The sequence below is a fragment of the Streptomyces sp. NPDC059906 genome, assembly GCF_042730645.1.
Classification (GTDB): Bacteria; Actinomycetota; Actinomycetes; order Streptomycetales; family Streptomycetaceae; genus Streptomyces; species Streptomyces rubrogriseus.
On the sequence record NZ_JBHWKU010000065.1, the window covers coordinates 1 to 11,271 of the forward strand.

Annotated in this window: 11 protein-coding genes; 4 read left to right on the forward strand and 7 right to left on the reverse strand. The window is 73.8% G+C overall.

Annotation, left to right across the window (positions count from 1 at the left end; translation table 11 throughout):
* Positions 1 to 65 precede the first annotated feature (65 nt).
* The 4 genes from ACFV9J_RS40325 to lipB all read right to left on the reverse strand — a co-directional run bounded on the left by ACFV9J_RS40325 (position 66) and on the right by lipB (position 3,232).
* Complete coding sequence (locus tag ACFV9J_RS40325; protein ID WP_385363189.1) at positions 66 to 770, reverse strand: DUF4191 domain-containing protein; 705 nt, start codon at positions 768 to 770, stop codon at positions 66 to 68.
* 81 nt (positions 771 to 851) lie between these two features.
* Positions 852 to 1,067 (reverse strand): hypothetical protein, encoded by a 216-nt coding sequence (locus tag ACFV9J_RS40330; protein WP_352150216.1) that lies wholly within the window; start codon positions 1,065 to 1,067, stop codon positions 852 to 854.
* Between the two features lie 256 nt (positions 1,068 to 1,323).
* Positions 1,324 to 2,277: a lipoyl synthase gene (lipA, locus tag ACFV9J_RS40335; RefSeq protein ID WP_356865993.1), complete on the reverse strand. Its 954-nt coding sequence runs from the start codon at positions 2,275 to 2,277 to the stop codon at positions 1,324 to 1,326.
* Positions 2,278 to 2,431: 154 nt separating this feature from the next.
* Positions 2,432 to 3,232, reverse strand: a complete 801-nt coding sequence (gene lipB / locus ACFV9J_RS40340) for a lipoyl(octanoyl) transferase LipB (RefSeq protein WP_385363192.1) — start codon at positions 3,230 to 3,232, stop codon at positions 2,432 to 2,434.
* 234 nt (positions 3,233 to 3,466) lie between these two features.
* Between lipB and ACFV9J_RS40345 the strand changes: the two genes are divergently transcribed.
* A complete protein-coding gene (locus ACFV9J_RS40345) occupies positions 3,467 to 4,930 on the forward strand; it encodes a regulator (RefSeq protein ID WP_385363193.1) in 1,464 nt (487 codons plus the stop codon).
* Positions 4,931 to 4,966: 36 nt separating this feature from the next.
* Here ACFV9J_RS40345 and ACFV9J_RS40350 read toward each other — a convergent pair whose 3' ends face one another.
* Both ACFV9J_RS40350 and ACFV9J_RS40355 read right to left on the reverse strand, forming a co-directional pair.
* Positions 4,967 to 6,370, reverse strand: coding sequence for an NAD(P)/FAD-dependent oxidoreductase (locus tag ACFV9J_RS40350; RefSeq protein ID WP_385363194.1), 1,404 nt, complete (start codon positions 6,368 to 6,370; stop codon positions 4,967 to 4,969).
* Positions 6,371 to 6,602: 232 nt separating this feature from the next.
* Complete coding sequence (locus ACFV9J_RS40355; RefSeq protein ID WP_385363196.1) at positions 6,603 to 7,682, reverse strand: TIGR01777 family oxidoreductase; 1,080 nt, start codon at positions 7,680 to 7,682, stop codon at positions 6,603 to 6,605.
* Between the two features lie 88 nt (positions 7,683 to 7,770).
* Here ACFV9J_RS40355 and ACFV9J_RS40360 point away from each other — a divergent pair, with 88 nt between their 5' ends.
* Positions 7,771 to 8,271: a GNAT family N-acetyltransferase gene (locus tag ACFV9J_RS40360; RefSeq protein ID WP_385363198.1), complete on the forward strand. Its 501-nt coding sequence runs from the start codon at positions 7,771 to 7,773 to the stop codon at positions 8,269 to 8,271.
* A gap of 6 nt (positions 8,272 to 8,277) precedes the next feature.
* Here the strand turns inward: ACFV9J_RS40360 and ACFV9J_RS40365 are convergent, their stop codons facing one another.
* Positions 8,278 to 9,462, reverse strand: coding sequence for a MarP family serine protease (locus ACFV9J_RS40365; protein WP_385363200.1), 1,185 nt, complete (start codon positions 9,460 to 9,462; stop codon positions 8,278 to 8,280).
* Positions 9,463 to 9,572: 110 nt separating this feature from the next.
* Between ACFV9J_RS40365 and ACFV9J_RS40370 the strand changes: the two genes are divergently transcribed.
* Complete coding sequence (locus tag ACFV9J_RS40370) at positions 9,573 to 10,499, forward strand: peptidoglycan recognition protein (RefSeq protein ID WP_385363202.1); 927 nt, start codon at positions 9,573 to 9,575, stop codon at positions 10,497 to 10,499.
* A gap of 85 nt (positions 10,500 to 10,584) precedes the next feature.
* Positions 10,585 to 11,106, forward strand: coding sequence for a DUF4240 domain-containing protein (locus tag ACFV9J_RS40375; protein WP_385363204.1), 522 nt, complete (start codon positions 10,585 to 10,587; stop codon positions 11,104 to 11,106).
* Positions 11,107 to 11,271 lie beyond the last annotated feature (165 nt).

Genomic DNA, 11,271 nt, shown 5'->3' on the forward strand with positions numbered 1-11,271 from the left:
GGCCCGAGTGATCGGGCCGCCCCCATCGCCGTACCGGCGTTTCGAGTCCTACGGGTCGGCGCTGGTCAGCGCTGCTTGGGGTTGCCGCCCCTCGGCATCCGCATGCCCTTCGGCATCGGGCCCTTGGGCAGCGGCATGTTGCTCATCAGGTCGCCCAGGGCGCGCAGCCGGTCGTTGGTCACGGTGACCTGCGGGCCGCTCAGGACGCGGGGGAGCTTGAGCATGGTCGTGCGCAGCTTCTTCAGCTGGACCTGCCCCTCGCCGGTGCCCACCAGCAGGTCGTGCACGGGGACGTCGGCGACGATGCGGTTCATCTTCTTCTTCTCGGCCGCGAGCAGGGACTTCACCCGGTTCGGGTTGCCCTCCGCGACCAGCACGATGCCGGCCTTGCCGACCGCGCGGTGCACCACGTCCTGGTTGCGGTTCATCGCCACCGCGGGGGTCGTCGTCCAGCCCCGGCCGATGTTGTCCAGCACGGCCGCCGCGGCGCCCGGCTGTCCCTCCATCTGGCCGAAGGCCGCCCGCTCGGCCCGGCGCCCGAAGACGATCGCCGTCGCGAGGAAGGCGAGCAGCACGCCCAGGATGCCGAGATAGATGGGGTGACCGATCAAGAAACCGATCGCGAGGAGGACACCGAAGACGACGATGCCGACACCCGCGAGCACAAGACCGATCTTCTTGTCGGCCTTGCGGGTCATCTTGTAGGTCTGAGCGATCTGCTTCAGTCGCCCGGGATTCGCAGCGTCCGCTGCAGGTTCCTTCCTCGCCATGGCACGAAGTCTACGTGCCCCCGAAAGCGCCGACGACGGCAGTGCCCGGCCGTGCCCGTCGGGGGGTGGAGCGGGACGCGGTCAGGGGCGGCCGGCGACGGACTGCCGCAGCGCGCGCTCGGTCTCGATCCGGTCCTTGGCGCGGCGGCGGTCCTCCAGGACGGAGTTCCAGGCGTTGCGCCGGGCGGTGCGCTGGCCGCCGCTCATCAGCAGCGACTCGACGGCCCGCAGGGCGGTGGTGAACGACGGGATGGCGGTGGCGCGGACGGCGGCGGGGCGAACGGGCGCGGCCTGCATCGTGGAGGTCCCCCCTCGGTACGGCTCCGGGTACGGAGACGGGTGTACGTGGTGGTGTACATGCTGGTGTACGTGCTGTGATTCCAGGGTCACTGATTGGTGTTACCAGGGCGTGACCCGCCGGTCAAACGCACATGAAGCCGCGTCGCCGGGCGCCGGAACGGGCTCGCGGCCCCGACCGGTGCCCTCATCAGCGAGGACGGTCGGGGCCGCGACGAATCGGCCATTACTGGCCAGTAGTGACTTGTGCGGGAATTCACACGGTGGCGGACCGGCGCTGCTCCATGGCCATTCCGTAGAGCCGCCCGGCCCGGTACGACGAGCGGACCAGCGGGCCCGACATCACGCCGGAGAAGCCGATCTGCTCGGCCTCCTCCTTCAGCTCCACGAACTCCTGCGGCTTGACCCAGCGCTCCACCGGGTGGTGGCGCACGGACGGACGCAGGTACTGCGTGATGGTGATCAGCTCGCAGCCGGCCTCGTGCAGCTGCTTCAGCGCCTCGCTGATCTCCTCGCGGGTCTCGCCCATGCCGAGGATCAGGTTCGACTTGGTGATCAGGCCGAAGTCGCGGGCGTCGGTGATGACCTTCAGGGACCGCTCGTAGCGGAAGCCCGGGCGGATGCGCTTGAAGATCCGCGGGACGGTCTCGACGTTGTGCGCGAAGACCTCGGGGCGGGACTCGAAGACCTCCCGGAGCAGCTCCGGAACGGCGTTGAAGTCGGGCGCCAGCAGCTCGACCTTGGTGCGGCCGGCCTCGCGGCCGGCGGTCTGCTGGTGGATCTGGCGCACCGTCTCCGCGTACAGCCACGCGCCGCCGTCGGGGAGGTCGTCGCGGGCGACGCCGGTGATGGTGGCGTAGTTCAGGTCCATGGTGACCACGGATTCGCCGACGCGGCGCGGCTCGTCGCGGTCGAGTGCCTCGGGCTTGCCGGTGTCGATCTGGCAGAAGTCGCAGCGCCGGGTGCACTGGTCGCCGCCGATGAGGAAGGTCGCCTCGCGGTCCTCCCAGCACTCGTAGATGTTGGGACAGCCGGCTTCCTGGCAGACCGTGTGCAGGCCCTCGCCCTTCACGAGGTTCTGCATCTTGGTGTACTCGGGGCCCATTTTCGCCCGCGTCTTGATCCACTCGGGCTTGCGCTCGATGGGGGTCTGGCTGTTGCGGACCTCCAGGCGCAGCATCTTGCGTCCGTCGGGTGCGACTGCGGACACGACCGGCTCCCTAGCGTTTGATTCTTCGGCGTTCTTCAGGGTACGCCCGTTGAATTGTTGGTCGGCGTTGGTGCTGGCCTTGCTGGGGGCTGCCGCCCCCAGGCCCCCGCTTCGGCCTGAACGGCCTCGTCCTCAAACGCCGGACGGGCTGAATTTATGCCGCCGGGGCTTTCTCGATCACCCTCGGCTTGAGTTCCGCGTTCTCCAGGACGTCCCGGAGGTGTCGTTCGGCCACCGGGAGGACCTCCTCGATGGTCACGTCGCGGCCGAGTTCGTTCGCCAGGGACGCGACGCCCGCGTCGCGGATGCCGCAGGGGATGATCTTGTCGAACCACTTGTTGTCGGGGTTCACGTTGAACGAGAAGCCGTGCATCGTGACGCCCTTGGCGACCCGGATGCCGATGGCGGCGATCTTGCGGTCCTCGCGGCGCTGGCCCGCGTTGGACGGGGCGTACTCGGGGCCGTTGAGCCGCGGGTCGAACTCGTCGTCGGCCAGCCGGGGGTCGAAGTCCAGGGAGAGTCCGCCGAGGGCCGGGCGCTGCCCCACCGGGTCACCGAGGACCCAGACGCCGCTGCGGCCCTCCACCCGGGAGGTCTCCAGGCCGAACTCCGCGCAGGTGCGGATCAGGGCCTCCTCCAGGCGGCGGACGTGGGCCACCACGTCGACCGGGCGCGGCAGCTTCTGGATGGGGTAGCCCACCAGCTGGCCCGGGCCGTGCCAGGTGATCTTGCCGCCGCGGTCCACGTCGATCACCGGGGTGCCGTCCAGCGGACGCTCGCTGTCCTCGGTGCGCCGGCCGGCGGTGTAGACCGGCGGGTGTTCGAGGAGCAGCACGGTGTCGGGGACCTCGTCGACGAACCGCGCGGCGTGCACCCGGCGCTGTTCGTCCCACGCCTCCTGGTAGTCGACGCGATCGGCACCGAACCCCATCCGGACGAAGCGCAGCTCACTCACGGCACGTGCCTCCCTGCAAGGTCGTAAGGCACGAAGCGTGCCCACGCCACTGTACGACCGCCCGCGCGTCGTCAGCCGGGCGGGCAATTCTCACACGATCGGATGAATGCAGGGCGAATTGTGCGATCGGGTGCTTACTCTCCGCTACATTCACGCCGTTCACGAGGCCATAAGGGCTGCTCACAGGCGCTCCGGGCAATCGAACGCCCGGAAGGCAGGAGACCGCACCGCACTATGACGGAACGACCCGCGCAGCGCACCCCCAACCGCCAGCTCGCCGCGCTCATCGCCGAAGCGGGGTTCTCGAACGCGGGTCTCGCGCGTCGCGTCGACCAGCTCGGACTCGAACACGGCCTGGACCTGAGATATGACAAGACGTCCGTCACCCGGTGGCTGCGCGGTCAGCAGCCCCGCGGCACCACCCCGGCCCTGATCGCCGAGGTCTTCACTCGGCGCCTGGGCCGCCGCCTGACCGCCCAGGACCTCGGCCTGGACGCCTGCGCGCCCGTCTACGCGGGTCTGGAGTTCGCCGGGAGCCCGCAGGAGGCGGTCGACATCGTCGGCGGGCTGTGGCGCAAGGACTCCGGCAGCCACGCCGAGCTGCGGAAGATCGCCTTCACCCCGGCCGGGCTCGTCGTGCCCAGCCGCGACTGGCTGATCGGCCGCCCCGACGAGAAGGTGGCCCGCGTCGAGGTGCCCGTCCGCATCCCCGCGCAGGGCCGCCCGGCGACCCCGCGGCTCGCCGTCCCGCCCGACCCGTCCAGGCGCCGGGCCCCGGCCGAGCGCGGACCCGGCCAGAAGGTCAGCGGGGGCGACCTCGCCGCCCTGCGCTCGGTCGGCGAGCTGTTCCGCAGCCTCGACGACCGCTACGGCGGCGGACACGCCCGCCAGGCCCTCGTGCGCTACCTGGAGCACGAACTGGAGCCGATGCTGCGCGGCACCTACGGCGAGCAGACCGGCCGCCGCCTCTTCGCCGCCGCCGCCGACCTGACCCGGCTCGCCGGCTGGACCTCGTACGACATCGCCGCGCACGGCCTCGCCCAGCGGTACTTCGTGCAGGCGCTGCGGCTGTCGCAGGCGGCCGGGGACCGGGCCTACGGCTCGTACGTGCTGGTCACCATGAGCCGGCAGGCCGTCTACCTGGGCCACGGGCGCGAGGCCGTGCAGCTCGCGCGGGTGGCTCAGCAGGGCGTGGGGACCTCCGCGCCGCCGGTCGTGCAGACCCTGCTGCACGCCGCCGAGGCGCGGGCGCACGGCCTGCTCGGCGAGGTGCGGGCCTGCACCGCGGCCCTGGTGCGGGCCGAGCGGGCGCTGGAGGCCGCCCGGCCCGGCGACGAGGTGCCGCACTGGGCGCGCTTCTTCGACGAGGCGCAGCTCGCCGACGAGTTCGGGCACTGCCACCGCGACCTGCAGCAGTTCCGCGCCGCCGCCCAGCACGCGGAACGCTCGCTGCAGCTGCGCGCCCCCGTCTACGCCCGCAGCCGGCTCTTCTGCCGGGTCGTCCTCGCCACCGCCCGGCTCGGCCTCGGCGAGCTCGACCAGGCCTGCCAGCTGGCCGCCGAGGCGGCGGGGCAGGCGGCCGAGATGCGCTCGGTGCGCGCCGCGGAGTACGTCCGCGACTTCGAGCGCCGCCTGGAGCCGTACCGGGACGCCGCCCCGGTCCGGGGGTACCGGGACAAGGTGGCCGCCCTGGGGTAGCGGTAGCGGTAGAGGTAGCGTCGGCCCGGACCGGACCTAGGCCGCGTGGGCCGTCGGGGTCGGCTCCGCCGAGTGCATCGGACCGCCCGCGCCGAGGTCCCTCAGGATCGCCGCCGAGGCCCGGTGGCCCGAGTGCAGGGCGCCCTGGGCGGTGCTGGTGTCGCGGTGGTCGCCGCACACGTACAGCCCGGCCAGCAGCCGTACCGGCCTGCGTGGATCGTGCGGCGGGCGCATCGCGGGCACCGCCTCGGGCGTGTGGTGCACGGCGAGGGTCTCCCAGCGGGTGGTCGGGGTGCCGTAGAGGCGGGACAGGTGGATGCGTACGGCGGTGTCGAGGTCGGGCGGGGGAGGGCCGAGGACCGTCGACGAGACCAGGGTGCGGCCGGCCGGAGCGCGGGACGGGTCCACCTGACTGACCTGCGCCGTGTGGGCGACCGGGCCGCCGCGGTCGGCGTCGAGCAGCAGGGACGCGCCGGTCGCCGGCGGTTCGTCGGTGGTGTGGTGGACCACCGTCACCGGGTGGAAGTCCGGCACCCGCAAGCCCGGCAGCAGCCCGGCCGCCGCGCGGGCGTCGGTCGCCACGAGCACGGCCCGGCAGCGGATGACGCCGTGCTCCGCGGTGGTCACCGCGTTGGTCGCGACCGAGGTGACGCGGACTCCGGTGTGCACGGTGCCGGGCGGCAGCGACCGCGCCATGTGCTCCGGCAGGGCCTCGGCGCCGCCCTCGGGCAGCGCGAGCCGTCCACCGGCGAAGGCGCGCAGCGCGAGGTCCGCGCACCGGCTGGACGTCGTGAGGTCCGGGTCGTACAGCAGGGCGGCGAGCAGGGGGCGCAGGAAGCCGTCGATCGTGCGGGCCGGCAGCCCGCGGGCCGCCAGCGCCCGGGCGGCGGGCAGCTCCGGCCGGGCCAGCAGCCGTTCGGCCGGCGTGTGCGCGAGCCGGGCCAGCGCGGCACCGAGCCGGGCCTGGTCCACGGCGGTGCCGAGCGGGGCGCCGGCGCGGGTGCGGGGCGCGGCGGCGGGCCTGCCGGACACGCCGGGCGCGGTCACCGTGCGCCGGGGCGCGGGCATCGAGCGGGGGGCGCTCGCGAGGGCGCGCACCGCATGGAGTGCGCCCCGTGCGCTCCGTACGCCCGCCGGGGCGCCCGCGTGATGGTGGCGGCCCTCGCTGTGCAGCAGGACCCCGGGGGCGAAGGGCAGCAGCGCGAGGCCGTCGAGCCCGGGGGTGCGGTGCAGTTCGGGATACGCCGTGGACAGCAGCTGTCCGATTCTGTCGAGCCGGAAACCGTCGACCTTCTCGGTGGCCATCCGGCCGCCCACCGTATGGGCGGCCTCCAGGACCGTGGTCGTCACTCCTGCGCCGGTCAGCCGTTGCGCCGCGGCGAGTCCGGCGATCCCGGCCCCCACGACGACGACGTCCGCCTGGTACGCGGGCTCAAGCACGTGCCCCTCCTAGAGGTTGCGCGGCCGCTGGAGACGTCATGCCCCCAACAGGCTTGAGGAATACCCGAGTTCGAGACGAGGTTAGGGCGCGAAACGGTCAACGGGAATCGCCCGGGGGCAGCACACGGTCGCACGGCGGTCGCATGCGGGTGCGAGATGGGCATCGAGTGGTCGGAGTGCGGTGGCGCGGGCCGGGCGGGGCCGTACGGGGCTGCGCGGGGCCGCGCGTGGATCACAGCGCTGCCCGGATCGCCCCGTCGATCTCCGGGAACGCGAAGCGGAAGCCCGACTCCAGGAGGCGGGCCGGGAGGACCCGGGCGCTGCCGAGGACGTCGCCCGCCATCTCGCCGAGCGCGGTGCGCAGGACCGGCGCGGGCACGGCGAACGGCGCCGGGCGGTGCAGCACCCGGCCCATGGCCACCGTCACCTCACGGTTCGTCACCGGCTGAGGGGCGGTCAGGTTGAAGGGGCCGGAGAGGTCGTCCCGGTCCATGAGGTGCCGGATCGCCGCCACCTCGTCGTGCAGCGCGACGAAGGACCAGTACTGCGACCCGTCGCCCATCCGCCCGCCGAGCCCCGCCCGGAAGAGCGGGAAGAGCCGTCCCCAGGCACCGCCCCGGCGCGCGACGACCAGGCCGGTGCGCGTGAACACCGTCCGCACGCCCGCCTTCCGGGCGGGGGCCGCCGCGGCCTCCCACTCCACGCACAGGCCCGGCAGGAAGCCCTCGCCCGGCGGGGCGCTCTCGTCCACGGGACGGTCGCCGGTCTCCCCGTAGTAGCCCATCGCGCTGCCGTTCACGAAGACCCGCGGCGGGCGCTCCAGCGCGGCGACGGCCTCCGCGAGCGCCGTCGTGCCGTGCACCCGGCTGCTGCGGATGCGGGTCTTGTACGCGTCGCTCCAGCGGCGGTCGCCCACCCCGGCCCCGGCCAGGTTGACCACCGCGTCGCAGCCCTCCAGCCCGGCGGCGTCCACCCGCCCGTTCTCGGGGTCCCAGCGGACCTCGTCCGCGCCCTCGGGCGCGCGCCGCACCAGGCGCACCACCCGGTGCCCGTCCGCGGTCAGGGACCGCGCCAGGGCGCCGCCGATCAGACCGGACGCTCCGGCCACCGCGATGCGGGAACGGTCCCTGGGCGGGCGTCCGTTGTTCATGTGCCCGTCGTCCATGTGTCCGCCGTCCATGTGTCCGCCGTCCATGTGTCCGTCGTTCCGTCCGCCGTCCGTGTGTCCGTCGTCCATGTGCCTGCCGCCCATGTGCCTGCCGTCCGTGTGTCCGTCGTCCATGTGTCCGGCGGCCACGTGCCCGCCGCCCACGTGCCCGTCCCTCCAGGGGCCCATCCTGCCGGGTGGCCCCGGAAAATCCCCGGAACGGTCCCCGGCACCGCGTCGTACAGTGATCGCCATGCCAGCCCCGCACATACGCCGCGCCAGGTCCGAGGACGAGCACCCGCTGCACCGGATCGACCTCGAGACCTGGTCCTACCTGCACGCCGTCTCGCCCCCGCCGGGACCGGACGACCCCTTCTTCCGGGACACCTGCGGCCCCGACGCCCACCTGGTCGCCGAACTCGACGGCGCCGTCGTCGGCTACGTCCGCCTCGGGTTTCCCACCCCGCTGGCCTCCAACACCCACGTCCGCCAGATCCGCGGCCTCGCCGTCGCCGGTGCGGCCCGCGGCCACGGCGTGGGGCGGGCACTGGTCCGGGCCGCCGTCGAGGAGGCCCGGGACGAGGGCTTCCGCCGGATCACCCTGCGGGTCCTCGGCCACAACACGGCCGCCCGGGGCCTCTACGAGTCGGAGGGCTTCGTCGTGGAGGGCGTACAGCCCGAGGAGTTCCACCTCGACGGCCGGTACGTCGACGACGTGCTGATGGGACAGATGCTGACCGCACTCACGCCGTGACCGCGCTCACGTCGTGACCGGCTCGCCCGTGTCCACCGCCCGCGTGGCGTCCGCCGCGTCGCGCGCCTCGGGGGCCACCTCGGCCGCCGTCAGCACGTAGCCGGTCTCCGCGTCGGAGGTGGAACGGGCGAACACCACCCCGTACACCCGGCCGTCGGTGGTCAGCAGCGGTCCGCCCGAGTTGCCTGGGCGGACCGTGGAACGGATCGAGTAGATCTCCCGGGTCACGTTCTCGTCGTTGTAGATGTTCTGGCCGGTGGCGCGGACCCGGTTGGCCACCGTCGCCGCCCGCAGATCCAGGTCGCCGTTCTGCGGATAGCCCGCCACCACCGCGGCGTCGCCCCGCGCGGCGTCCTCGTCGAACCGCAGCACCGGCGCGCTCAGGTCCGGGACGTACAGCACCGCCACGTCCTTGTCCGGGTCGAACAGCACCACCCGCGCCTCGTACGCCGGGCCCACGCCGCCCACCCGCACACTCGGGTCGTCGATGCCGGCCACCACGTGGGCGTTGGTCATCACGTGCTCCGGCGCGTACACGAAGCCGCTGCCCTCCCGGCCCTGGGTGCCGCTGACGCCCTCCACCTTCACCGTGCTGAGCCGGGCCGCGCGGGTGGCCGCGGGCGTGACGCTGTCGCCGGAGGGTTCGGCGACCTCGGCGGCCGACTCGTTCTCGAACGGGTTGAAGACCTGCGGGAACCCGGCGTCCGCCAGCGCGGACGTCGCCCGGGAGAACCACGCCGGGGTGGTGTCCGGCATCACCCGCTGCACCGCGCCCAGCAGCGTCGAGTCCCGGATCGCCGAGGTGAGCAGCGAGGACGAGGAGGCCGCGAGCACGCTCGCCGCCACCCACGCCACGATCAGCGCCGCCGCCGAGTTCGCGACCGCGCCGCCGACCCCGTCGGCCACCCGGAGCGGGCCCGCGGTCATTTCTCCGCGCAGCCGCAGCGCGAGGCGTCCCGCCAGTTCGTGGCCCGCCATCGCCGGCAGCAGCACCGTGACCACCGCGACCACCGTCGCCGCCGTCGAGCCCCGCTCCACCAGGTCCATCACCCACGGCAGGACCCACACGCCGAGCGCCGCACCGCCCACGAAGCCCGCCAGCGACACACAGCCGGCCACCAGGCCGCGCCGGTAGCCGGAGACGGCGTAGGCCAGCACCACCAGCGCCAGCACGATGTCGAGCAGGTCCACGCGAACCGCCTTTCTGCCCCGGCCCCGGGACCCTCAGTACGTGCCGTACCGGGCCGATGATCAGCCTGGTGCGCACGACTGTCCGGAGACGGCCACCGGTGCGAGCGAGTGTGTGCGGGCCGGTCAAGGGTGAAACGCCGTGCACCGGGACGATGGTTCCACCGGGTGGCACAGCACACATCGCGGACAGAGCGGATCCGCCGGACAGTGGGACCATGCGAGTCTTCCGAGGACCGCGCCGGGCCCGGGAGCGACGGGGCGCCCGCATACCCGGCGCCGTGCGCATGCCGACCGCGGCACGGGCGCTGCTCGGCGCCCTGCCCGGGCTGGCCGCCGTCGCCGCGCTCTTCCTGTGCGCGAACGGGGTGGAACGGGCGGCCGACGCCGACGCCGAGGCCGTTCCGGCCGCCGCCACCGACCGGTACGCCGCGCCCCGGCCCGACATCGTGCCCCGGTCGGTCTGGCTGGGCGACGCCGCCCGCGCCCAGCCCGCCCCCCGCTACGACGACAAGGTGGTCGCCGTCTTCGTCCACCACACGGACACGCCCAACGGCTACGACTGCGCCGACGTGCCGGCCATCCTCCGCGGGGTGTACCAGGGCCAGACCGGTGCCCGGGACTGGGACGACATCGGCTACAACTTCGTCGTCGACCGCTGCGGCACCGTCTACGAGGGCCGCGCCGGGGGCATCGACCGGGCCGTCACGGGCGCCCACACCCAGGGCTTCAACCACCGCACCACCGGGATCGCCGCCCTCGGCACCTACACCGCCGGGGTGCCCGTGCCCGACGAGCTGACCGAGGCGATCGCCGCCGTGGCCGCCTGGAAGCTCGGCGAGACCGGTACCGACCCGCGGGCGAAGATCGCCCTGGTCTCCAGCAACGGCCTCAGCCGTTACGCCGCGGGCGCCACCGCCATGCTGCCCGCCGTGGCGGGGCACGACGACGGCTACCAGACCAGCTGCCCGGGGGCGGCCCTCGCCGCCCGCCTCGCGGACATCCGGGACACGGCGGCCCGCCTCCAGGGCCGGGCCTGACCGCCCGGGCGTGCGGTGCCCGCACATAACGATCCGCCGCACTCCGCGTGCGCCGCCCCCGCCCAGGGCCGATGCTGGACCCGTGATGGACGAGACGGAGTTCTGGGAGCTGATCGACGCCGCCCGGCAGCGCGCCGACGGCGATTCCGAGGACCAGGCCGACCTGCTCGTGGAGCGGCTGCTCGGCATGGACCCCGACCTGGTGCTCGATTTCGCCCGCCACTTCGAGGCCCGCTACAACCGCGCCTGCACCTGGGACCTGTGGGGTGCCGCGTGGGTGCTGCTCGGCGGCGCGAGCGACGACGCCTTCGACTTCTTCCGGTGCTGGCTGATCGGCCAGGGCCGCGAGGTGTACGAGGGCGCGGTGCACGAGCCCGACTCGCTCGCCGAGCTGCTGGACGACTTCGACGAGGAGCTGGACGGCGACGGCGAGGAGCTGGGCTACGCGGCCGACGAGGCCTACGAGCAGCTCACCGGCACCGTTGCCCCGGACCTGGGCATCGCGCCCGCGCCCCCCGAACCGCTGGGCGCACCGATCGACCTGGAGAACGACCGCGTCCTCGCCGAGCGCCTGCCCCGCCTGTGGGCGAGGTTCGGACCGGAGTGACGCGCGGCCCCACGCGCGCCTGCGGCGGCCTGCGCGGGTGCGGTGGGGGTGCGCGTAGCGCGTTGTCTCGGGTGGGTGGGTCGGGGTCGCGCCGGGGGGTGTCCGTCCTCGGAACGGCGCGAAATCGGTCGGCTACGGAGGCTCACCGCGTTGACGCGCCAACCA